At 48.1% G+C, this 22,787-nt stretch carries 25 protein-coding genes, 1 tRNA gene and 1 pseudogene; 9 read left to right on the top strand and 18 right to left on the bottom strand.

All coding sequences use genetic code 11. From position 1 onward, the window contains the following. Positions 1-3 precede the first annotated feature (3 nt). Positions 4-1,017 carry a zinc-dependent alcohol dehydrogenase family protein gene (locus L691_RS0118715; RefSeq protein ID WP_025691926.1) on the bottom strand — a complete coding sequence of 338 codons (1,014 nt, stop codon included), beginning with the start codon at positions 1,015-1,017 and terminating at the stop codon, positions 4-6. Beyond that, positions 1,014-1,856 (bottom strand): SDR family NAD(P)-dependent oxidoreductase, encoded by an 843-nt coding sequence (locus L691_RS0118710; protein ID WP_025691925.1) that lies wholly within the window; start codon positions 1,854-1,856, stop codon positions 1,014-1,016. The genes L691_RS0118715 and L691_RS0118710 overlap by 4 nt, the downstream gene beginning before the upstream one ends. Before the next feature lie 282 nt (positions 1,857-2,138). Here L691_RS0118710 and L691_RS0118705 point away from each other — a divergent pair, with 282 nt between their 5' ends. Continuing rightward, on the top strand, positions 2,139-2,798 hold the full coding sequence (locus L691_RS0118705) for a TetR/AcrR family transcriptional regulator (protein WP_025691924.1): 660 nt from the start codon (positions 2,139-2,141) through the stop codon (positions 2,796-2,798). A 169-nt stretch (positions 2,799-2,967) separates the two neighbouring features. Here the strand turns inward: L691_RS0118705 and L691_RS30770 are convergent, their stop codons facing one another. Together L691_RS30770 and L691_RS0118695 are read right to left on the bottom strand one after the other, a co-directional pair. Continuing rightward, positions 2,968-4,386, bottom strand: coding sequence for a PAS domain S-box protein (locus tag L691_RS30770; RefSeq protein ID WP_025691923.1), 1,419 nt, complete (start codon positions 4,384-4,386; stop codon positions 2,968-2,970). 189 nt (positions 4,387-4,575) lie between these two features. After that, positions 4,576-5,631, bottom strand: coding sequence for an S-layer homology domain-containing protein (locus L691_RS0118695; RefSeq protein WP_025691922.1), 1,056 nt, complete (start codon positions 5,629-5,631; stop codon positions 4,576-4,578). A 159-nt stretch (positions 5,632-5,790) separates the two neighbouring features. On the opposite strand from L691_RS0118695, the gene L691_RS0118690 reads away from it, so the two are divergent. Beyond that, on the top strand, positions 5,791-5,970 hold the full coding sequence (locus L691_RS0118690) for a small acid-soluble spore protein H (RefSeq protein WP_025691921.1): 180 nt from the start codon (positions 5,791-5,793) through the stop codon (positions 5,968-5,970). Between the two features lie 121 nt (positions 5,971-6,091). Here the strand turns inward: L691_RS0118690 and L691_RS29375 are convergent, their stop codons facing one another. The 3 genes and pseudogenes from L691_RS29375 to L691_RS32130 all read right to left on the bottom strand — a co-directional run bounded on the left by L691_RS29375 (position 6,092) and on the right by L691_RS32130 (position 7,513). Then, positions 6,092-6,667, bottom strand: a complete 576-nt coding sequence (locus tag L691_RS29375; RefSeq protein WP_051459408.1) for a Rossmann-fold NAD(P)-binding domain-containing protein — start codon at positions 6,665-6,667, stop codon at positions 6,092-6,094. A gap of 15 nt (positions 6,668-6,682) precedes the next feature. Continuing rightward, positions 6,683-6,850, bottom strand: a pseudogene (locus tag L691_RS33665) (hypothetical protein); the annotation flags it as partial. Between the two features lie 237 nt (positions 6,851-7,087). Then, entirely contained in the window at positions 7,088-7,513 is a 426-nt protein-coding gene (locus L691_RS32130) for a hypothetical protein (protein ID WP_156934279.1), read from the bottom strand. A gap of 133 nt (positions 7,514-7,646) precedes the next feature. On the opposite strand from L691_RS32130, the gene L691_RS0118675 reads away from it, so the two are divergent. Beyond that, positions 7,647-8,501: a helix-turn-helix transcriptional regulator gene (locus L691_RS0118675; RefSeq protein WP_025691919.1), complete on the top strand. Its 855-nt coding sequence runs from the start codon at positions 7,647-7,649 to the stop codon at positions 8,499-8,501. A 144-nt stretch (positions 8,502-8,645) separates the two neighbouring features. Next, on the top strand, positions 8,646-9,296 hold the full coding sequence (locus tag L691_RS0118670; protein WP_025691918.1) for a helix-turn-helix domain-containing protein: 651 nt from the start codon (positions 8,646-8,648) through the stop codon (positions 9,294-9,296). A gap of 552 nt (positions 9,297-9,848) precedes the next feature. On the opposite strand, the gene L691_RS0118665 is transcribed toward L691_RS0118670, so the two are convergent. The 3 genes from L691_RS0118665 to L691_RS0118655 are packed head-to-tail and all read right to left on the bottom strand — an operon-like array spanning position 9,849 to position 11,850. Next, positions 9,849-10,301, bottom strand: coding sequence for a nuclear transport factor 2 family protein (locus L691_RS0118665; RefSeq protein ID WP_025691917.1), 453 nt, complete (start codon positions 10,299-10,301; stop codon positions 9,849-9,851). Between the two features lie 22 nt (positions 10,302-10,323). Further along, positions 10,324-10,929 (bottom strand): TetR/AcrR family transcriptional regulator, encoded by a 606-nt coding sequence (locus L691_RS0118660; RefSeq protein WP_025691916.1) that lies wholly within the window; start codon positions 10,927-10,929, stop codon positions 10,324-10,326. 24 nt (positions 10,930-10,953) lie between these two features. Beyond that, positions 10,954-11,850, bottom strand: a complete 897-nt coding sequence (locus L691_RS0118655) for an SDR family NAD(P)-dependent oxidoreductase (RefSeq protein WP_025691915.1) — start codon at positions 11,848-11,850, stop codon at positions 10,954-10,956. Positions 11,851-12,079: 229 nt separating this feature from the next. Here L691_RS0118655 and L691_RS0118650 point away from each other — a divergent pair, with 229 nt between their 5' ends. The 4 genes from L691_RS0118650 to L691_RS0118635 are packed head-to-tail and all read left to right on the top strand — an operon-like array spanning position 12,080 to position 14,898. Continuing rightward, positions 12,080-12,697, top strand: coding sequence for a TetR/AcrR family transcriptional regulator (locus tag L691_RS0118650; protein ID WP_025691914.1), 618 nt, complete (start codon positions 12,080-12,082; stop codon positions 12,695-12,697). Beyond that, on the top strand, positions 12,694-13,668 hold the full coding sequence (locus tag L691_RS0118645; protein WP_025691913.1) for an FAD:protein FMN transferase: 975 nt from the start codon (positions 12,694-12,696) through the stop codon (positions 13,666-13,668). Before L691_RS0118650 ends, L691_RS0118645 begins: the two co-directional genes overlap by 4 nt. Positions 13,669-13,672: 4 nt before the next feature. Further along, complete coding sequence (locus L691_RS0118640; protein WP_025691912.1) at positions 13,673-14,074, top strand: FMN-binding protein; 402 nt, start codon at positions 13,673-13,675, stop codon at positions 14,072-14,074. A 32-nt stretch (positions 14,075-14,106) separates the two neighbouring features. Then, the gene (locus tag L691_RS0118635) at positions 14,107-14,898 is read left to right on the top strand and encodes an EFR1 family ferrodoxin (protein ID WP_025691911.1); all 792 of its coding nucleotides are present in this window, start codon (positions 14,107-14,109) and stop codon (positions 14,896-14,898) included. Positions 14,899-15,338: 440 nt separating this feature from the next. Here the strand turns inward: L691_RS0118635 and L691_RS0118630 are convergent. Both L691_RS0118630 and nrdR read right to left on the bottom strand, forming a co-directional pair. Next, a tRNA-Ala gene (locus tag L691_RS0118630) sits at positions 15,339-15,411 on the bottom strand. Positions 15,412-15,609: 198 nt separating this feature from the next. Further along, positions 15,610-16,086 carry a transcriptional regulator NrdR gene (gene nrdR, locus L691_RS0118625; RefSeq protein WP_025691910.1) on the bottom strand — a complete coding sequence of 159 codons (477 nt, stop codon included), beginning with the start codon at positions 16,084-16,086 and terminating at the stop codon, positions 15,610-15,612. A 126-nt stretch (positions 16,087-16,212) separates the two neighbouring features. On the opposite strand from nrdR, the gene L691_RS0118620 reads away from it, so the two are divergent. Next, positions 16,213-16,443 carry an alpha/beta-type small acid-soluble spore protein gene (locus L691_RS0118620; protein WP_025691909.1) on the top strand — a complete coding sequence of 77 codons (231 nt, stop codon included), beginning with the start codon at positions 16,213-16,215 and terminating at the stop codon, positions 16,441-16,443. An 89-nt stretch (positions 16,444-16,532) separates the two neighbouring features. On the opposite strand, the gene L691_RS0118615 is transcribed toward L691_RS0118620, so the two are convergent. From L691_RS0118615 to phoU, 6 genes are all read right to left on the bottom strand, one after another. Next, entirely contained in the window at positions 16,533-17,102 is a 570-nt protein-coding gene (locus L691_RS0118615) for a lytic transglycosylase domain-containing protein (RefSeq protein WP_408634765.1), read from the bottom strand. Then, positions 17,096-17,695, bottom strand: coding sequence for a dephospho-CoA kinase (coaE, locus tag L691_RS0118610; RefSeq protein WP_025691907.1), 600 nt, complete (start codon positions 17,693-17,695; stop codon positions 17,096-17,098). The genes L691_RS0118615 and coaE overlap by 7 nt, the downstream gene beginning before the upstream one ends. Positions 17,696-17,704: 9 nt before the next feature. Next, positions 17,705-18,430 (bottom strand): MntP/YtaF family protein, encoded by a 726-nt coding sequence (locus tag L691_RS0118605; protein ID WP_025691906.1) that lies wholly within the window; start codon positions 18,428-18,430, stop codon positions 17,705-17,707. A 184-nt stretch (positions 18,431-18,614) separates the two neighbouring features. Further along, complete coding sequence (gene mutM, locus L691_RS0118600) at positions 18,615-19,445, bottom strand: DNA-formamidopyrimidine glycosylase (RefSeq protein ID WP_025691905.1); 831 nt, start codon at positions 19,443-19,445, stop codon at positions 18,615-18,617. Positions 19,446-19,498: 53 nt separating this feature from the next. Then, positions 19,499-22,156, bottom strand: coding sequence for a DNA polymerase I (polA, locus tag L691_RS0118595; protein WP_025691904.1), 2,658 nt, complete (start codon positions 22,154-22,156; stop codon positions 19,499-19,501). Between the two features lie 198 nt (positions 22,157-22,354). After that, the coding region (gene phoU / locus L691_RS0118590) for a phosphate signaling complex protein PhoU (RefSeq protein ID WP_025691903.1) at positions 22,355-22,787 on the bottom strand (433 nt) is incomplete at its 5' end.

Genomic DNA, 22,787 nt, shown 5'->3' with positions numbered 1-22,787 from the left:
ATTTTAAATTTGGACTACGATTTTACCGAAATATTGCTTTCCTTCGGCCAAGAGCGCGAATGCTTCTCCAATTCGGTTCAGTGGGAATACTTGGTCAATGACAGGATGCAAACCATGATGGGCAATTGCCCGATTCATCTTTTCAAAGTGATCCCGGTTGCCGACTTGACTGCCGCGAACCGTTGCAGCTTTCTGCAAGATGCCGGTGACATCGTATTCCGGAATGGTCAATCCCGATAAGAACCCGACCATACTCACTGTCCCTCCAATGCGAAGCGCATTGATGGATTTCACCATCGTCGCCGCTCCTCCAACATCCAGAACATGGTCGACGCCGCCGTCAGTCAGCTCTAACGCCGCCTTATCCCATTCGGGAACTTCCGAATAGTTGATCGTTTGCCATGCGCCGAGTGCCTTTGCCCGTTCCAGCTTGGCGTTGCTGCTTGATGTGATGATGGCTCGTGCTCCGGCCATAACAGCGAATTGAAGGCCGAAGATGGAAACACCGCCTGTTCCTTGCAGCAGCACGGTATCACCCGCTTGCAAACCGCCGTATTCGATCAGCATGCTCCAAGCAGTTAATGCGGCGATCGGCAATGTGGAGGCCTCCTCCCATGTGAGGTGATCGGGAATACGGACGATTCCATTTTCATGCAGGACGACATACTCGGCCGCCACTCCGTTCAACGGACCTGCCAAACTTTCTCCTAATACCTCCGCTCTTGGATTGCCGGCAATGAATCGCTGCTGCAAATTACCCGCTACCCGGTGTCCTACCTGAAATCTTGTTACTCCTGGGCCTACAGCTACAATTTCTCCCGCTCCGTCTGATACTGGAATGAAGGGAAACTTGATGTCGACCGGCATTAATCCATTCAGGATCACTAAATCCCGGTAGTTGAGAGAAGCTGCCCTCATGCGGATCAGCACCTCCTGAGGGCCCGGCGTTGGTATGTCGAGTTCCGCCAAGGTCAATTCCTCAAAGCCGAAGCCGTTTGTCAGTTGTATAGCTTTCATTGATTAGTCCTCCCTGCAAGATCAGATTGATTACCCAGATTCTTATAATTGCCGGATCCTTCGCGCGGCCGAAGCATGCTTCCAACAAGCCGAAGACCTTGCTTTCGTGTAATGAATCGCGCTAGCTGCGCCCCCATATAGTTCTGCATACCGGGAACGACATACAGTTTCCCTTCCTTCAACGCGCGAAGCGCAACCTCTACGACTCTTTCCGGAGTGTCTTTCTTTCCGACGGAGGCTTCTTCCGCCCCTACGACATTAAAGAAACTGGTATCCGTCGAACCGGGACAAAGTGCGAAAAATTTGACGCCGCGGTCGCGGTTTTCCCAATATAATGCTTGAGTAAACGATAAGACGAAAGCTTTCGTTGCCCCATATACGGCCATATAGGGAAGCGGTTGAAATCCGGCGGTTGAAGCAACATTAATTACTGCACCTGAACTTTTGCGCAACATGTCCGGCAAGAACAAGTGGGTCATATCTACAACAGCCGCGACATTGAGCATCACTTCTTCATGTTGACGCTCACCTGACACTTGTTCAAACAAACCATGTGTAGCAAAACCTGCATTGTTGACCAGCAGTTCGATCTCCACTTTCAAAAGCCGACATTGCTGATATAACTCACTGGGCGCGCCCTCTTTCGCAAGATCCAAAGGGATAACCTCGGCTTTGATGCCATACCTCTTTCTAAGCTCTGATGCCAGGTCCTCAAGCTTGCTCTCCGATCGGGCCACGAGCACCAAATGGCTGCCTTGTTTGGCCAGTTGTCTCGCGAATTGCTCTCCAATACCGGAAGAAGCTCCCGTGACGAGCGACCATTTCCCCTTAATTTCCATATCACATCCCCCTTTCGGATACTAAGTTTTGATTTAGAAACATTGTTGCCGAGAAGTTAAAAATAATCCCCAACTTTCCCAAGAAAGTTAAGAATCATCGCATTATCTGGTAACAGTGTTTCTGTTAGAATTCATTGTAACTTCCCTTTTCTAGAAAGTCAATATGTTCTCTTCGAACATCCAACTTACATTGACAACTGCATAACAACTATATAAAATTCTTGGTAAGAGAGTCGGAAACCTTGTTTCCTAACGAAAACATGATAACCGAAGGTGATGATTATGAGCGACCAAGATATCTCCTCCAATGCGAGCACACGAAAGTTGAAAACCTACCAAGAAGCTCGCTTGCAAAATATAGAAAATCTACGAAAGCTCGTTGTTGATGCTGCGGCAACGCTTTTGCAAGAAGAGGGCCCGGAAGCCGTTACGGTTCGTAAAGTATCGCAGAAAATGGATTGCTCGACAAAAATCATTTATAGCTTGTTTGTCAATAAAGAGGGCTTGGCTCAGCAGTTGTACCTAGAAGGTTGTAAGATTCTAGCTAACGAATTTGAGGGGACGCCGAAAGCTGCAGTTCCTGCACAGCACTTACTGAATTTTGGCGAAACCTTTTGGGAATTCGGGCAGCGTTACTCCAGCTATTATAAGCTGATGTTCGGAGGAGCCTTCGCAGATTTCAAACCGGATGAGGAAAGTATGCACGGCACCGTAACAGCCATGCAGCAATTATTGACCGTGATCAGCAATGCGCAAGAGCAAGGACTGATTCCCGGCCAGTATGACACGGAATCCGTTATACGTATATTCTGGGCCTCGCTCCACGGCGTTATCCATCTATACATGGGTGGACACTTGGGAGATGTAGAATCGGCCTATTCCATATACAGGAAAAATTTGTCTTTGATTGTTAGCTCGTTGTTTCAAACTCGTAGTAACTAAAGGGCATCCCGCTAAGGAATGAGCGAGTTTGTTTTGATCTAAATCAATTCGCTGGGGATTACAAATAGCCTCCCAACTTTTTAAAGACGGGGGCTATTTGCCGTTTGCCCAAATAAGAGCCAATTGATCCATTGATACTTTGACTCCGCTGGGTTCCATCTTGCCCTCTCTATATTTTTATTGGCAGCATAACTTCAACAATGGTTCCTTTCGGCTGGTTGGCGGCAAAATGAAGGGTTCCATGATGATCCTGTATAATTTTTTGGCTGATCATTATTCCGAGTCCCGTACCCCCTGACTTTGTTGTGAAAAAGGGGGAACCGATTTGGCTCAGGATCTCGGCGGGAATACCCTCTCCCTGATCCAAAAAACGAACCAATACATGCTGCTTCGTCCGGATAACCTTAACTTCAATTCCGGCTCCTTTTGGGCTCGCTTCAATGGCGTTTTTCAGAATATTGATAAAGACCTGTTTAAGCTTGTTTTCAGCACATCTTATGTATAGGCTGCCAAGATTGGTTTCCATAACAATCTCATTCTCTGTCAAATGTGCTTGGGCGTTAAGCAAGGTTATCGTTTGTCTCAGCAGGGTGATGAGATCCTTGTCGACTAGATCCGAGCTTTGCGGTTTAGCAAGAAACAATAGCTCCCCAATTATGGAATTAATCCGGTCCACCTCGGATACGACTAAATCACGATAACTTTGAATGGATTCGGTTTCAGAAAATAATAGCTGAGCGAATCCTCTTATACTGGTTAACGGATTCCTGATCTCATGAGCAATTCCCGCTGACAGCTCTCCGATTAGGGAAAAGCTCTCGCTCTTTCTTAATAACTCCTCCGTTCTTTTCCGTTCCGTAAGGTCACGAACTATAGCAATGACCATGTTCTTATTATTTAGCTTAAATATTTTAGAATTAATCTCAACCGGAATTCTTGTTCCGTCTTTAGCCACATGAATCCATTCAATAAAAGTTGTTTTTCCTTGTACAATGGAGCTGAAACTTAGATCGAACTGATCCGCAAGACTTGGGTCCCCAAGATCGGGCGGTGACTTCGCGAGAAGCTCCTGTCTGGAATAACCGAGTCTTTGGCAAGCTGTGTCATTCACATCGATAAAATTAGAGACTTTTCCTTGATCATTGTATTCAAAGATAAATATGGAGTCATTTGCCTGGTTGAACAAGCGGTAATATTTTTGCTCCGACATTTTATATTCTGTTACATCCCTCGAAAGGCAAAGAAAAGCGGTGATTTGACCATCCGGCTCCACGAGCGGGGAGATCGTAATACTGATGCTGATCAGTTCACCATCCCGTTTTTTTCTGACCGTATCCAGCGTAACAGCCTCTTTCTTGTGGTCGAAATACTGAAAAATACCGGCCCATTCATTATATAATTCAGACGGTATATGAGGGAAATTCAGATCATTCAACTCTTCTTTAGACCAGCCGTACAATTGAATAAAGGAAGGATTTACATACACTACTTTTTTATTCAGGTCCAAAATATAAATCGCATCAGGACTGTATTCAAGGTAGGAGTATAAGGAATATTGAGGCAATTGAATCTTAGAGATCTTTTCCATACAACTAAACTCCCGTAACCAGTTTTATAATCAATCAGACCGTTTATTCGCTATGCTGTGCCGGTTCCTGATGCTGTCTGGTAAACCGTTTTCTTGATTGTACTCTTTATTTGCCTTTTATGAATTTACTTTTTTCACATATCCAATAACAAGAAACGGAGATTCCTAAGAAACCTCCGTTTTTGCCTATTATTCGTTCGTTAGTATGGCGTAGATTTTCCAGCTGCTATCCGGCATTTTCTTCAGCAGGTATTGGCCGTCCGTCTTGATCGTGTCTTCGTAGGTATTTGACCCGTTCGAAATTTTCATTTTGATTTCACCGTATACCGAATCCAAAACCGCAAGACGATCAGAACGCTCCGTAACGCGGAAGGTCGGGGCTTTTACAACTTCAATGTCTAACCTTCCGCCCTCGGCGACCATTTGATTGATCTCGGCCAAGGAAGACATGCTGTAAGCGAACTGATAACCTGTATAGTATTTAAGAAAAATCCGCTCCAGGTCAGCATACTTCTTGTCCAACATTAGCTGTGTTTCTTCTTTGTCCGCCTTGGCGGCAAGGTCGATCAAGTTTTGTTCGAGCGGCAGGTTTCCCTGCTGCAGCTTCAGAGAGCGTTCCAGCATGACAACCGCTTGTGCGCGGGTAGCACGGCCAAACGGCTTAAATTCAGCCTCGGTCATCCCGGTCACGATGCTGGCTTGGCTGGCTTTTTGAATGGCGGGCTTCGCGTAATATTGCGGGACATCCGTGAAGATTTTGGGTTGTCCGTCGAACTTTACGGATGATGAAAAAGCCTTGACAACCATAACGGCGATTTCGCCTCGTGTGATCGGCCGGTCAGGACCGAATTCCGTGTTGGTAATGCCTCCGACGATACCGAGCGAATTGGCAATCCGGATCGGATCAGCGTACCATTTTCCAGCTTTGACGTCCGTGAAGGTTTTACCTGACTGACTGCTGGTGAGGCCCGCCGCACCAACGAGCATCGTTACGAATTCGGCGCGGGTAATGTTATTGTTCGGCTTAATATGGATCGTTCCATCGGCGTCGGCATAGCCGCTTAGCAAGCCTGCATTGACGAAATTATCAAGCGCGTCATAGGCCCAATGGCCTTCAATGTCGGAAGGATAGTACTTGTGCAGCAGAGCGGTTTCAGCAGCATTGGCGGATGTTGGAAAGCTTGCGGCAACCAATAAAAAAGGGAATAACAGAAAAATAATCATTTGGTTCAACTTCGGTCTCATCTGAGATGTCCTCCTACTATTTCAATTTCCGTCCTTTAGAATAGCAGACTCTTAATATGATCTCTAACGGAAATATTTACACGGCGGAAACATATGCATAATCCATTCATCTAGCGGGACACTAACCGTTGTTATCTGAAATCTGGAGGAGGGTAAGCAATGAATACACAAAGAGCCCAAGAGATCGCCGCTTCGCCGATTATGGAAAATGTAACCTATGAAGGAACGCCCATCTATATCCAACATGTAGATGAGAACACCGATATGGCCAGAATCTATCCATTGGATCAGCCGGAAAACGAGCAAACGGTCCCCGTCAGGAGCCTGATTGAGCAATAAAAATAATCCCCGAAAAAGCTTAAGTTAAGAAGCCGCTGAGCACCTATGTGTCCAGCGGCTTCTTTTTCGTATGGAACCTAGAGGTTCCCCATTAAAGTAAAGAAGGCGCAAAGGCATAATTTTACCCCTCAGGTTCTGCCCCTGCCAGTTGCGCGCTCCATTGCCAAAGCTCCTCTGCTCTTTTCGCAAGATATGATTCCGGCGAGGACAAGATCTCGTCGTATCCGTCGAAATATTTTCCGCTAACCTGAGACAAGGATTTATCGGTAACCAGTCTCGCCAATGCTTTGCCGGATTCTTGCGTACTCCGGACGGAAGACTTGAAATACTTCATAAGCGGGAGCAAATAATGCCATGCTAACCTGGAGAACAATCCATAATTTCTCGCCAGACCGGAACCAGGCATCATTCCGGGATTAAAGGCATTGACCGTAATCACCCGCTCTCGGTCTGTCTTCGCCGCTTGCTGCAACCTGTCATGAAGTCCGTATACATGGTAAAGATTGCACAGCTTCGATGTCGTATATCTAACCTGGCCGCGCCGCGCCGCACTCAACGCGGATAACTCCTCATCGGACCGGAATGGGTCTGCCATCCGCTGCGGCTGAAAATAATGCGGTGCGGGCATCCCTGTTTTTTTGGCTGGATCGTGCGTATCGCTGCTGACGATGACGATGCGGGCGGGAGACTGAAGCATAGGCAGAAGCAACCGGACAAGCAGAAAATGTCCTAAATGATTAACCCCGAACGTTGCTTCGAAGCCGTCCTCCGTCCGTTCCGTGCCTTGTACGTATTGAACGCCGGCATTGCAGACGAGAGCGCGAAATGGGGGAAATCTTCGGTCCGCGTCATATCCCTTGAAGCGAGAACAATCAACCAGGATTTATTCTCCATCGCGATTTGCTTGGCGCATGCCAGCCCTAAACCTCCGCTTCCGCCAGTAATGATTACCGTCTTGCCTAGAACACTCCTGATTGGCATTTTCGCCATCGGCTCCTTATTTTTACTCACATTGTGCCTTTTAAGTCTTTTTCGCTCTGCGTCTTTGAAGTTTGAAGATATTGAAGCATATACGGCCCCCAAGTGTCTTTTACGAAGCTTTCAAGAAAGCGGCTGGTCAAAGCCGAACGCTTGTGGAAGGAGTACGTCCATGTGATATGCGCTTTGCCGTCAATTTCTTCCTGCACAAACTCGCCGACGGCATAATCGGTGGCGAAGCGTGCATAGTTGGTAAAGCCCCACACCTGATAGCGGAACTTTTAGTACTCATAACACTGGGGACGCCATCACTTCCCGTTAACCCGGCTTCAAGCGGCTGCATCACCACCCATGCAACATACCGATCCAGCGGCATATCAATGACAACCGATTCAGTATGGGTGATAAAGCCATCCTCTGCAATTTCCGGCCGGGAGCTGGTAAAATCCGGCGTCGTCCGAGGCGGTGCCAACAGTTGCCTGATCCCAAGCGTCACACCTGCTGCAATCACCATGATCATCACAATTATATACATCGCTTTCCTCCCAGGTTTTTTAACATTCATGAATATTCCCCTTCCTTTTACGAGTCAATCTTTGCTAAGTTGAACCCAATCATGCAAAATGAGTATACTAAGCTTGTAAAATAGGAACCAGAGCGTCTTCATCATAGGTCTCGGAATACTAGGAGTATTTGGCATGAACGATAACGAACGCGGTCAAGCCCTCGGAAACTTTTTGCGCAAACGGAGAAACCGCCTCTCCCCGATGGATGTAGGCTTGCCTTCCGGCGTTCGGCGCCGGACGCCCGGACTGCGCCGTGAAGAGGTTGCCCAATTGGCCAATGTCGGCACTTCTTGGTACATGTGGCTGGAGCAAGGGCGAGACATACAACCGTCGGTTCAAGTTTTGGAAAGTCTTGCACTCGCTCTAAGGCTTTCTCCGAATGAGCGGCGTCATCTTTTTCTGCTTGCCAAGCAATCCCTTCCCCCGAACTCGTCTCCACCAGAAGAGATAATCAGTCCGACCCTTAGGCAGGTGCTGCATGATCTCGGCACAACTCCTGCATACGTTTTGGGGAGAAGATGGGACTTCTTGGCATGGAATAAGGTGGCAAATGAGGTCTTCATTCTTTCTGAGCCGTCACCGCCCCATGACTACAATATGATTTGGCGGATTTTTACCGATCCGGCCGCAAAAGCTTTTTTTCGAGATTGGGAACAAATCGCACGGGCCGTTATCGCTGAATTTCATATTGCAAGAACACGCTATGAGGGGAATGCGTCATTCGAGGGGCTGCTTGAGGATTTGAAGCGTGTAAGTCCTGAGTTCTGCCAGCTTTGGGCGAATTATGAAGCGTCGAGTTCCCTTGGAGGAGAGAAAGAGATGGATCATCCGGTCTTTGGTTACCTGGAATTTAAGCATATCACTTTGCAGGCTCCCGAAGATCCTGATGTCAAAGTCATGATCTATACGCCAAATACGGCAACAAGAGCAAAGCTGAAAAAATATTTTGAAGATGATACAGTTTCTGCTGTGGTCAATCCTCGCTAGTACGTTACTTATAAGCTCCCATTGCCGAAATGACAATTACAAGCTACACTAGATTTATGTTCGGTCGTGCAGCACACGCCGCTTCGATACTTGGTATCGGGGCGGCTTTTTCATTGCTAAAGAGAAAAGGGAGTGGTGTAAAAAATGTCAAGCTTTGAACAAAAATATAAGGAATGGTTACAAGACAATATTACACAAGAAGTAAATCTTAGAAGATGCGAAATTCTAGAAAGGGGATTGGGGCACGGGACCTATGAATTTCTGCGTTCCGTTTGGTTTCCGGCTGTAAAAAGCTTCGACCATCTGTATCCTGAATGGGAGGTTCGCGACTTTAACAATGGATACCGCTATATCGACTTGGCGTATATGCCCGGGAATGCGAAAGGGGCAATTGAAATTCAAGGTTACGGATCTCACGCCAGAGATCTAGACGTTAGACGATTTAAGGATTTATGCTGGCGGCATAGTCTGCTGGCACTGGATGACTGGCTTCTTTTACACGTTGCTTACTTATCCATTACTGAAGAGCCTAAGCGATGCCAACAGCTAGTTCTCGCTTTCATTGGCAAATTCATCTCACCTGATGTCCCAGCTAACTTGTCCTGGCTAGAGTCTGAAACGGTTCGCTATGCACGCCGTGAACTACGTCCATTCACAGCCAGCCAGTTGGCTGAACATCTGCGGATCACAGCCCAGCATGCCAGACGAATCCTGAGAAAGTTGGTTGAGAAGGAACTTCTATTCGTAGTAAGCGGAAAACAAAGATACCGTTCATTTAGCTTACGAATCCAGTAGTCGCTATTTGAGCATATAGAACCTGTCCGAAGCTCTAACGAATTTTAGTACCGTTATTCTCTTCCATACCATTAGGTTAGGTTGCTTTTTTATGAAATTATGATTATAGGATTCGTTATATTTGGAGAAGTCTAATTATTCCTGAAATAACGGTTTTACAATTCTTTAGCAAGTTTTAGACGCCATGCTCGTCACCTTCGATCCCTCGCGCGGAGTGAACCCCTTCGTCAGGAGCCCTCATCAGCCTACGACTCCAATAAAAAAGTACTGGCCTAATGGTAATGGTCAACGCTTTTTTATTTCATGCGCCTGGCGCTCGCCCGAACCGAGTATATCTCTGTCAGGGATCTGGCTGTCTATGCCAAGGGGATTGCAATCATCCTGCCAGATATGACCATGCTCTCCGATCAAACGGACGAAGGCCACTATCCTGGCAATGTTTCCAATTGATTTTCCGGTTTGAACCGGTTCTTTGATACTTCTGCAGAACAATCGGAATCAAGCTCAACCTCGGTGATATGAACTGACGGAAGCTCCCCTGTTGTCTTTACTTTAATCGACGATCGGATCCGCCGCAGCTTCCTCAAGGCCTTGTGCGGCATTTCTTTGCAATACATCTTGCAATACTTGTGTATCGCAATAAATGCGCAGACTCGTAACTTTTCCGAAACGGATATTTACAAAATGCACGCCTTGATTCCGAAAAGGTTTTCCGTCCAAAGTCGTTCCGCTATCGCTCCATTCTACCGCCGCGATCGTATTCCAAGGCCAGCCTTTTACATTCACGTTTTTGATTTCAAAGATAAGACCAGGTAATACGCGCTGCAATCTTTCATACCATCGACGTGTCTCTTTCAAGGTGTGACGGGCCCCTCCCAAAGCATGCTTTCCGTAAAAACAATGTTCGAATCGCGGGGCAAAGCCATTGAGAATCGGCTCATAATTACCCTTGTTGAGTTCGTCGAAAATCTTCAGCAGCTGAGAGCGAATGATGGAATGGTACATGGAATCATCCTCCTTCAAATGTTTAAGATGATGCAACAACCGTTAAAATCCGCATCAAGATGTCCACTTCCTGTATCCAATAGTCATGGGGAGTTAGGCTTTCCTGCAGCATAAGGCCTGTTATAACAGAGAAGTAAATGAACAACAGCTTATGAGGATCGCCCTCGTAAAATTCGCCCATTTGCTGTCCCTTGATGAATATGGGAACCAGTTGGTCAATCGTTTCATTCGGAGAATATTGCTCCATCAATTGCTTAGCCTGTACAGGTACCTCTTCCGACGTCAGCGCATGTTGAAGTAATAAAAAGTAATGCTTGTGGCTCTCATCAAGCAATCTTTGTGTGAATAATCTCAATTGTTCTTTCGGAGAACCGGGTAAATGACCGACATTTCGAATTGCAATCTGAGCTTCTTCGATAGCCTCCTGTACAAGTACAGTAAATATCTCTTCTTTGGAGCTAAAATAACGGTAGGATAGACCTTGACTGATTCCAGCTTCAGCCGCGATTGTGCTCATTTTTGTTCCGTCGATTCCCCGTTTTGCAAATACTTTAAGAGCCGCTCTCTTGATTTGGTCTCTGCGTTCATCTTGAAGGACATCCGATTTCGAATCATTGATTTGCTTCAAACCTTCTCACCTCCATCACTCAAACTAATATCTGATCTGTTCCTCGCTTATTTTCCATAAACGTTTGGCGGCATCCATGTTCCGAGCTGACTCGGAAGGAATCGCTCTTTGCATATCCTTGTAATATCCCCCGCTGGAGACGTTCATCTCGTCCGAGTCCGCCAACCAGACCAAGGTTTCTGCACCTTTCTCGGGACTGCGGGAGAACATTTTCATGACGGCCATGGTCAAGCAAGCCAACCATCCGTTATCCTGGTTGAAGTTCGTCGATACCAAGCCAGGGTCAAAACAGGCTGTAGTAACGCCTTTACCCTCATATCTCCGCCCTAATTCGGCCGTGAACATGATGTTGGCGAGCTTTGTCTCACCATATCGTATATTCGCCCCTCCCAACAGGCTTTGCGGAATACGATAGAGCCGTTCCGCGCTGAGATCGTCAAATCGAATCCCCCTCCTAGCCATCTTGTGGCCGTGGGAAGCGGTGGTAATTACGCGGGCATGACCGCTTTCCTTCAACCGATCGAGGAGCAGTGTCGTAAGCAGGAAAGGAGCAATATGGTTGACCGCCCAAGTCATCTCCAGACCGTCGACAGTCAGCTTCCTCGAGAGAAATATCGCCCCGGCATTGTTAATCAGAATATCCACACGGGGCCATCTTTCCAGTATATCCGCAGCAACGCTGTAAATAGACTCCTGAGAAGCCATGTCCGCCATAAATACGTCTACCTTGGCTCTGTTGTCGGTACTAGACTTTATTTGAGCGGCTACTTTATTCGCTTTTGTCTGATTACGGGCGACAAGTCCCAGAACTGCTCCCAGATTTGCGAGCTCCTTTGCTGCGGCTAGCCCGATTCTGCTGGTTGCTCCGGTAATTATCACATATTTGCCTTGTACGGTCCATTTTTTATATAAATTCTCCATAATATGAATAGCCTCCTCATAGTTATTGAATGAATGGTTCATTCATTTATTTTGATCATAAGGCATTTTATCTAATTCGGCAATCATTAACTTTTTCCACATCGTGGCGAGTAAAAAGGCTTGATTGTAAAAAGGTTCCAGGTTATAATATGAATGAATATTTTTTTATTCATTCATCATCTGGTATAGGAGCAATAACAGGTTAGCGTTAGTGGAGGTTATTCAACCAATGAGAGACACAAAAACAGACCTATTGAACTGCGGAAAAAAGCTATTCAGCTCCAAAGGATTCAAAGACACGAATGTTTCGGATATTACAAAAATGGCGGGAATCGGGGTAGGCACATTTTATAACTACTACGCTTCGAAAGAGAAGCTATTCATGGAGATTTTTTCACAAGAAAACGCGAACCTTAAAAAAAGCATTGTAGAAGCTGTTAACCTGGATGACGATCCCTTCAAGGTAATGAAAGAAATCATGTCATTAAACATGATGGGTATGAACTCTAATCCGATATTAAAGGAATGGTACAACAGGGATGTTTTTAGCAGGATAGAACAGCAATACCGTGAAGACAACGGAATCGGTCATGTTGATTTCTTATACAACCGTTTTGTTGAGCTGATCAAACGATGGCAAGCAGAAGGTAAAATGAGGGATGATATCGATAGCGGGCTGATCATGGCTTTTTTTTCGGCGCTCATCAATATCGATACGCATAAGGATGAAATCGGGATTCAATATTTCCCCCAGATCTTAGATTATTTAGGGGAGTTTACTATGAAAGGCTTGACTGCCGGCCTCAATCCGCACATTGAAAAATCGAACAAGGGGGATTGCCAGTGACCGAAACCAGGGTTGCCCAGTCCGTGAACCAAGGGATGGGTACAGTAATAACCCATAAAGCTTTCGGCAAGCATGCTGAAGAATCCATTAGGGCTGTCTGTGAGGTAACAGTACGGATGGAAGAACTGCTGAGCCGCTTTATACCCGGAAGCGAGATCAGCAGGGTCAACAGATCTGCGGGAAGGAAATGCGAAAAAATTAGCAACGAAGTTTATGAAGTGCTGTCCCGTGCTGTTGAATTCTCCACTTGCTGCCGGGGCATCTTCGATGTGACGATTGGGCCTCTGGTAACCTTATGGAATATCGGCAACGATGCATCCAAACCTCCGGATGAGTCAAGGATAGAGCAGACTCTTCCTCTCGTTAACTATGCCGACCTGATATTGGACCCCTGCGAGAAGTCGGCAGGACTTAAGAAGACGGGACAGTTCATTGACCTGGGAGGGATAGGAAAGGGATTTGCCGGCGACAAGTTTTTGGAGGTATTTAAGAAATACGGTGTCTCTTCCGCTTGTACGAATATTGGAGGTAATGTAGTTACGTTAGGGGCAAAGCCAGATGGTTCCCCGTGGCGTGTCGGCATTCAGCACCCCAGAGTGGACAACAGCTTATTGGGTCTCCTCTCTGTAGTTGATAAGGCGGTGGTTACATCCGGAGACTACCAGCGATGCTTCATCGACCGAAACGGCAAACGGTATCATCATATTCTGGACCCGTTTACAGGATATCCATCGGAATCGGGATTGGCAAGCGTCACTATCGTTTCAGATCATTCTACGGAAGCCGACGCGTTGTCCACCATATTATTTGCAGCCGGGATGAAAAAAGGACTTGAATTTCTTGGGAATTTCCCTGGAACCGAAGCCATTCTCGTGGATATGGATTTACAGGTATTCGTTACGAAAGGGCTAAAGGATTGCTTTCAGGCTGGCGAAGGTGTAAATGTGAATATCTTAGATTGCGGAGGATGATAGCATGGTATTGCGAAATATAATGATCGGGATCATTATCATCGTTCTTGTAGGCGGAATCATATGTTGGACCCTGTTTTCCAAGGAACTTCGGGAAGGAAAAAATCTGCCACTCACCGGTGTGGATTTTAAGCGACTTGCTGACGGCACTTATACCGGCACATATGAGGGCGGACGGTTTAAATGGAGAGCCAATGAGGTTCAGGTTACCGTGTCATCCGGTAAAGTCGCACGCATTGCATTGTTAAAGAGTACTGAAGGCAGACCGTCTGAATTCACGAATGAGTTGTATGATAAAGTAATCAGGTCACAGTCTTTGCAGGTAGACACGATTAGCGGGGCTACCATTACCTCTAAAGCCTACCTAAAAGCAGTAGAAGACGCATTGCTCAAAGCGCAAAAATAATAACAGAGCCATGGATTGGAGAGGATGATCGTATGATTTTTTATTTTTCCGGAACGGGTAACTCGATTTATGCCGCTAAAAGTATTGCTCTGCACAACAATGAAGAATTAGTTTCCATATCCGCGGCTGTTAACACCGGAAATGAATGCTTTGAATACAGCCTGAAGGACAAGGAAAGGATTGGCTTTGTATTCCCGATCTATGCATGGGGGCCTCCCAAAATGGTGCTTGAATTTATAGGAAAGCTTAAGCTGAATCATTACCGCGACAACTACATCTTTTCAGTTGCAACTTGTGGAGGAAACATCGGAAATACGATGAAAGTGATGGACGGTCGCTTGAAGAAAAAAGGGATGCATTTAAACGGTCGATTTAGCATTAAAATGCCAAACAACTATATTTTAATGGGTGATGTGGATTCAGAAAAAGTGGAGAAAGAAAAGCGATTGGCGGCCGAAGAAACTTTGAAAAGAATCAATCCTGCCATTGAACAAAGAACATCGGGAGAATTTAATTTAGACAAAGGCTTTTTAGCGTGGCTGTTAACCAGGTTCGTTAATCCAATGTTTAATAAAAACGCGATGAATACCGCAAAATTTCATGTCAATGATCAATGTACCGGCTGCGGTATTTGTGAAAAGGTTTGTAATTGCAATTCTATTCATCTTGTGAATAAAAAGCCGCAGTGGGGGAATCGCTGTGCCCAATGCTTGGCATGTATCCACTATTGTCCATCCAAAGCCATTCAATACGGAAAAAGCACCGAGGAAAAAGGGAGATATACCCATCCCGAAATTAGTTATCATGAAATTTCTATGAAGTAAATTGAGCGTCTTGATTCAAAAATCATCGTTTTTATTTTTTTAAAGTTCACAACAAATACTCCTCCCTCTTCTAGTTCCATTACTTAAAATTAAAGAGGCAAAGCCTTATCCACAATAGATTGCCTCCAGTATTCTGGTCAACTTTTTTATAAAGTTTTCGATAATCTTCAGCATTATATTCGCTAAAACATATTTATTCCTAGTATTTTTATGAGTTTTATAAACTATAATTATAGTATTATATTCTGGAATCTTTGTCAATATATACGTATTAATGGATGACGGAACTCGGGCGAAGCAGATCGCTATAGTGGAATGAGACACCCGTACTCGTACGCTGGCGATTCCTGTGCTCGGGCGAACCCTTCGGGTTCGAACCTCAAAACCATGTAAATAAAAAAAAGCCCCACTCCTTGGAGTGAGACTCTTCTTCATCTTTATGGAGCCTAGGGGGATCGAACCCCTGACCTCATCGCTGCCAGCGATGCGCTCTCCCAGCTGAGCTAAGGCCCCATGTTAATATATATCCGATATGTATAATATCGGCTTCTTCTTGGTGTTCCACATCATGTTGTCCCGCAGCCGACTTCTATATCATATAAAATCATGAGACCTATGTCAACAGTTTTTTTAAAAAATTCCTGGGGACTAATTCAGATTACCGTATCAATAGGAATATGCGAAAGACATAAAGGACTGTTAAGCCTGGGCTTACAGTCCTTCCGTTTCCGTCGGGTTTTTGAGCAGGAGTGCATTCAGTTCCTTCATGAACATGTTGATATCTTTGAACTGGCGGTACACCGACGCGAAGCGGACATAAGCGACTTCATCCACCGGGTAGAGCTGTTCCATCACAAGTTCGCCGATTTGCCGGCTCTCGACCTCGGCTACGGCGATGCCGCGCAGCGATTTTTCGACCTCGGAGACGATCATCTCGAGCCGTTCCACGGATACGGGGCGTTTTTCGCAGGCGCGGATCAGGCCGCGCAGAATTTTGTCTCGGCTGAACTCCTCGCGGCTGCCATCCTTTTTGATAACGATCAGCGGAGTCTCCTCCACCATCTCAAACGTGGTGAAGCGGCGGCTGCACCTTTCGCACTCCCGCCTGCGGCGTATGGATTTATTTTCGTTGGCCGGACGGGAATCAAGCACTTTAGTGTTAGTATGGTCGCAGTATGGGCATTTCATGATCTGTTCACTTCCTTTGCAAAGGGTATGGATGTTACCTTTCCAGAAAACACCTCTAATTATGAGTAATGAATGTGGGAAGTCCGGCGCATAATACAGTTACCAACCGATAGGAGGTGAACAGAAATGGCACAAGCAAGCAATGGCAACTCCAGCTCTAACAATCTTGTCGTACCAAGAGCCAACGCTGCCTTGGAACAACTGAAATATGAAGTTGCCCAAGAACTTGGTATCACTCTTTCTCCGGACGGATATCAAGGCAATAAAACTTCTTATGAGAACGGTTCGATCGGAGGTTACATTACGAAACGTCTTGTAACTATTGCCGAACAACAACTGGCAGGTCAATTCCAATAATCTGCCAACATAAGCTTGCCGAAGAAGTGCCAAACGGTCCAAGCGGCTGGGCGGCACTTCTTTTCACGTGGTATTATTTGATGCACGGCTTAAAAAACGCCCCCGTAGATCTCCGTGTATTGATTGTAATAATAGATGACTCGCTGTACATAATGGCGGGTCTCGCCGAACGGAATATTTTTAATATCCCCTTCGCTGCCGTTCCATGAACCATCCGTGAGCCAGCGTTGAACCGTTCCAGGTCCGGCATTATAGGCCGCAATGACCGCTGTACGGTTGCCGTCGAACTTTCCGGATAAGGTATGCAAATACCAGGTACCCAGTTCAATGTTGGCGGAAGGCTCGTTCTTGAGCCGGCTCATGGATACATCGGGGAGCTTGGCCTGTTCAAGCGCCCACTTGGCGGTATCAGGCATCAACTGCATCAATCCGAGTGCTCCCTTTTTCGATTCGCGTCCGATCTTGTAGTTGGTCTCCACCCGAATGATTGCCGCCACAAGATAGGGGTCCACCTGATACGTGGAGCTGTGCTTGCGGATTTCTTCCTTATAATAAATCGGATAAAACCAGGACATCCAGTTCGTGCTGAGAAACAATATAGCGGTAAAACCGAGAAACAACAGCAGCAGCACTCTTTTTTTCAGGAGCCATTTCAGCATGGAAGACCCAGCCTGTCCCACAAAACGGCGATCTGCCGCTCGGTATCGGCAAAATCCCCGCTATTATCAATGACATAATCGGCTTTGGAGCGCTTAAGCTCAATATCCATTTGTGAGTTCAGCCGGGCCTCAGCCTGACCCTGCGTTAACCCGTTCCGTCTCTTCAGACGCTCAAGTTGTACCACACGCGGAGTATACACAACCAAAATCCGTTCAAACATATCCTCAAGTCCCGACTCGAAGAGCAGCGGGATATCCACGATGATCAGGCGCTCAGGCGTTTCCCGTTCCATTGCCTGCATCCGTTCCCTGATTTCCCGCCGGATTACCGGATGGGTCAGACCATTCAGAGCCTTTAGGGCTTCAGGATCGTGAAAGACAATGTCGCCTAATTTCGGGCGGTTCAACGTTCCGTCAGGAAGCAGTATCCCCTTGCCAAAATATTCGGTAACGGCGGCCAGCACCTCGTGTCCGGGGAGCATGAGCTCCCGGGCAATGACGTCGGCATCGACGAGCCTTGCCCCCTTCTTGATGAGAATAGCGGACACGGTGCTTTTTCCCGAGGCGATTCCCCCGGTTAAGCCCATAATCATGTTTTCACCTCATAACAGCTTCAATATTCCTATTGCAATCAAGAGCAGCGCAGGCAGCACCGAAGCGTGCTTCATCCAGGAGGTTCCGGCAAAACGCAGTCCCGTATGGAGTCCCAGAAGTAAAATACTGCCGCTGAACAGGGCAATAACAAGCGACGTCCACAGCGGATTAAATCCAAGGAGCGCGGCTCCAAGGCCCGTTCCGAAAGCGTCAAGCGAAAGGGCGACGCCCAGCACAAGCGCTTCGGCCGGGGAAATGCTGCCCGATTTATCCAAGTCGGCCGAGGACGGAGTGCGCAAAATTTGAACGACAATCCCCAGCCGCCGCAGCTCCAGGGAAAATACCGCGGATTTCTCCGGCTCTTTCTCCGGAGTACCAGCTGTTGCTGCAAGAATATCCGGGCTGTGATTCTCTGCGTACCCCGGCATCCCGTTAGTTTCGTCTTCCGCCTTATCTTCTTCCCTTTGCACTACCAGCTGCACTAGCGACCAGCAACCCATAAGAAGGATGATGACCGCCCCAATCAGGGAAGCGATATGAGGAGAGACGACTTTGGCCAGCAGCACGCCAACCTGCATCGAGACGCCCATCACAACTCCCGAACAGAGCGAAATAATAAGAACGGAGGGTAGAGGTATTCTCAATTTGCGCAATCCGTATGTAATACCTACACCGAAACCGTCCAGACTCAGAGCAAATCCCAACAGCAGCAGTGAAAAAATGGGGCTGATCACCCGCAATCCCTCCCGTGAAGAACCGAAACCTCCGATGCAAAAAGACGGAAGCCGTCGGGTCGCAAATGTAGCATTCTTCACACAGTATATGGGCGGGATGGGCTACGGGTGTCAACCTTTATGAAAAAACGCAAAATACGAAGAAAACCAGCGTAATTCAGCGAAAAACAACTGATCCTCAGGTTTAAAGCGGCGGCTGGCAGCTTGGACAAAAATGCGTCCCGCGTCCGCCGACTACGCTCTTCTCGACCACGGACCCGCAGGAATAGCAGGTCTGGTCTTTGCGGCCGTAGATCAGCAGCTTATGCTGGTAGCTTCCGCTTACCCCTTGGCCATTCACATACGATTTGACGGAGGAGCCGCCTGCATTTACCGCTTCCGCAAGTGTGACGACAATCGCCTGATGAAGACGGTCCAATTGTTCCGCAGTCAGTGACTTGGCAGCCCTCTCCGGATGAATACCGGCCCGGTGCAGGGACTCATCCACATAAATATTGCCGATGCCGACCACATATGCCTGATTGAGCAGCAAAGGCTTGATTTTTGTATTTTTCCCGGACAATAAATCTCTAAACGCTTCGGGTGTAAATTCCGGGTCAAGCGGTTCGAGTCCCAGCTTGTTCAGCGGAGGAAGGCTGAGATCTTCTCCTTGCAGGAACAAATCCATGGTGCCGAACTGTCTTACGTCCGTATAGCGCAGCTCAGTCCCATCCTCAAAATGAAAAATAACATGTGTATGCTTATCTAAAGGCTCCCCAGCCGCATACAATCCGTACCGTCCTTCCATCCGCAGATGGGAGACAAGTACCAGACCGTCCAGCAGAAAGCGCAAAAATTTACCGCGGCGCTCTACACGCTCAATCGTGTGGCCTTCCAGCATAGTTTCAAACATTCGAATATCGTCCGGACGCCGGATAATACGCGGCAGCCGGACGGTGACTTTCAGTATCTTTTTTCCTTGTACCAAGGTGTTCAATGTTCTCTTGACGGTCTCTACTTCCGGTAATTCCGGCATGATGTCTTCACCTCTACTCCATTATACCGGATAAGCAAGGCACGCGGGGGCTTTTATTTCGCTTCATACCAGTTACTTCCATAACTTACCTCAGCCTTGAGCGGAACGGACAGCTTCAGCGCGCCTTCCATAACTTCGGGCACGAGCTTTTTCATCGTCTCCAGCTCATCTTCCGGCACCTCGAACACCAATTCGTCATGCACCTGAAGCAGCATACGGCTCTTCAGCTTACGCTCGAACAGGGCCCGGTCCATATGGATCATCGCCAGCTTGATAATATCGGCCGCGGTTCCCTGAATCGGTGTATTCATCGCCGTCCGTTCGGCAAAGGAGCGCAGATTGAAGTTGCTCGCATTAATCTCCGGCAGATAGCGGCGGCGCTCCAGCAGCGTGGTGACGTAGCCCGCTTTGCGCGCTTCGCGGACAATCTCGTCCATGTAGCGGCGCACGCCCTGGAACACCTCGAAATACTGCTCGATGAACCTTCCGGCTTCCTTCCGCGTAATATTCAGGTTCTGGGAAAGGCCGTAATCGCTGATACCGTATACGATGCCGAAATTGACCGCTTTGGCGGAACGCCGCATGTTGGCGTCGACCGCTTCGGCAGGAACGCCGAATACGTCCATGGCCGTCTTGGTATGGATATCCATATCATGTAAAAAAGCATCCTTCAGCCTTGCGTCGTCTGAGATATGCGCGAGCACCCGCAGCTCAATCTGCGAATAGTCGGCCGCCAGAATCGACCAGCCCGGCTCGGAGGGGACGAATACTTTGCGGATTTTGCGCCCTTCCTCCAGCCGGATCGGGATGTTCTGCAGGTTCGGGAACTGGCTGCTCAGCCGTCCGGTCGCCGCAATCGTCTGGCGGTAGAAGGTGTGCACCTTGCCCGTCGACGGAGCAATTTCCTTCAGCAGCCCTTCCACGTAGGTGGACTGCAGCTTCGCAAGCGTGCGGTACTGCAAAATCTTCTGCACGATTTCATGGTAAGGCTCCAGCTTCTCCAGCACTTCGGCATCGGTAGAATAGCCGGTCTTTGTCTTCTTGATGACGGGCAGGCCCAGTTTATCGAATAAAATCTCCCCGAGCTGCTTCGTCGAATTCAAATTGAATTCCGTGCCCGCGATTTCGTAGATTTGCTCAACGAGACCCGAGATCGTGCTTTCAAACTCCCGGCCGAGCTCTTTGAGACCGTCCATATTAACGACAATCCCCTGCTTCTCCATGTCGGCCAAAATGCGCGAAAGCGGCATTTCCAGATCATGGAACAGCCCTGACATGGCTGTATCGGTCAAATCTTTCTCCTGCTTCGGCACAAGGCCAAGCACGGCCGCGCACTTGGCGGTGACATGCGCACCCAGAATGTTCAGCTCCGGCACCTTGTATTTGGCCCCCTTGCCAAACACCTCTTCGTCCGGCGCAAGGCGTGGCAGCCTGTATTTGGCGACAAGGTCGCTGAGGTTCTGATTGGCCTCGGTCGGGTCTAGCAAGTATGCAGCAAGCTGCACATCATGCGCCGCTCCGGCGAAGGGTATACCCTGCCAATGCAGCGCCAAGTCCGTGCGGTGCAGGTCGTAGCCGTTCTTCGGCGCATGCTCGTCGGCCAGCCAATCGCGCAAGCCTGCCGCCGCGGAGAGCTTCAGCAGCTCGAACGGCACAAAATAATGCCGCTGCGGCGTCGACAGCGCAAGACCGATCACTTCGGAGCGGTGCGGGTTCTCGCCGCTCGTCTCCACATGCAGCGCCTTGACATCCGTCAGCGCAGCCGTTAGTTCTTCAAGCTCAGGTTCGCCAGCAATGACGATGTCCAAGTCGTCAGCTTTGGGAGCGGTCTCTTCGTTCACGGGAGCGCTCCCGCTCAAGGAAAGCCGCTCCAGCAGCGACTTGAACTCCAGCTTCGCCAGCGCAGGTCCGGCTGTGTCTTTCTTGAGACCATGGAAAGCCATATCCTCCCAGGAATGCGTCAGCGGCACCTCACGGTAAATGGTCGCCAGCTTTTTGCTCATGATGGCGTCGTCGGCATGCGTCTCCAGCTTTTCCTTCATCTTGCCCTTCAGTTCGCCCGTTCCCGCGATTACTCCCTCTACGGAACCGAACTGGGCAAGCAGCTTGAGGGCAGTCTTCTCGCCGACACCCGGTACGCCGGGAATGTTGTCGCTCGCATCGCCCATCAGCCCTTTGAGGTCGATGATCTGCTGCGGCGTTAAATCATACTTTTCACGGATTTGCTCCGGACCGTACAACTCAATATCGGTGACGCCCTTGCGGATCAGCGCGATGGTCGTATGCTCCGACGCCAGCTGCAGCATGTCCTTATCCCCCGATACGATCATCACCTGGCGTCCTGCCTCGTCCGCCTGCCGGGAGATACTGCCGATAATATCGTCCGCTTCAAAGTTCTCAATCTCAAACTGCGGCACGCCCAGATCCCGCAGAAGACCTTTGAGGAGCGGGAACTGCTCCGACAGCTCGGGCGGCGTCTTCTGCCTGCCCCCTTTGTACTCCTGGTAACCTTCGTGCCGGAAGGTGACCTTGCCCGCGTCGAACGCGACGATCAGATGCGTTGGTTTATGCTCCTCAATCAGCCGCAGCAGCATGGTAGTAAAGCCGTACACGGCGTTGGTCTGCTGCCCCGCTGTATTGGTCAAAGGAGGCATGGCGAAGAATGCGCGGTAAATGACATTATTTCCATCTATAAGAATCAGCTTGTCCATTTTGCACCTCGTCTTTTATTGCTTATCCTTTACATTTTACCACATGGCCCGCCCAAATAGCCCATCAAAGTGCCGCAGCGGCTTCAAAGCTTACTCATACTGTGAAAAAAGAAGAAAGCGCCCTCGCCGCTCTGCGGCAATGATGCGCTTTCTCTTATAGCCATATTCGGCGTATTCGCCAAACGATCTGGCAATTTGCTACATATTTAAATCCGGACGTTTACCTGTTACCAAATAAACGACGCTTTCCCCGATGTTGGTCGCATGGTCGGCAATCCGCTCAATGTACCGCCCAACCAGCGTAAGCAGCATTGCTTGAGAGACCGATTCAGGCTTCTCAATCATATAGCTATACAAATCATTGATCATGGAGCTGTACAAATGATCGACCTGATCGTCGTCCATTGCCATTTTATGCGCCAGATCGGTATTCTCATCCAGATAGGCGGTGATTGCTTCACTGGTCATGAGTGTAACAATTTCAGCCATACGGGGAATGTCAACCAGCGGTTTGATCAGATCCTGGCCTTGGATGCGGAGAGTCACTTTAGCCACGTCCAGTGCTAAATCACCCATCCGCTCAAGATCGCTTGATATTCTAAAAGCAACGATTATTCTGCGTAAATCCTTG

The organism is Paenibacillus zanthoxyli JH29, assembly GCF_000520715.1.
GTDB lineage: Bacteria > Bacillota > Bacilli > Paenibacillales > Paenibacillaceae > Paenibacillus_AQ > Paenibacillus_AQ zanthoxyli.
The sequence above is the reverse complement of the archived record's forward strand: the minus strand, read 5'-3'. Positions and strand labels throughout refer to the sequence as shown.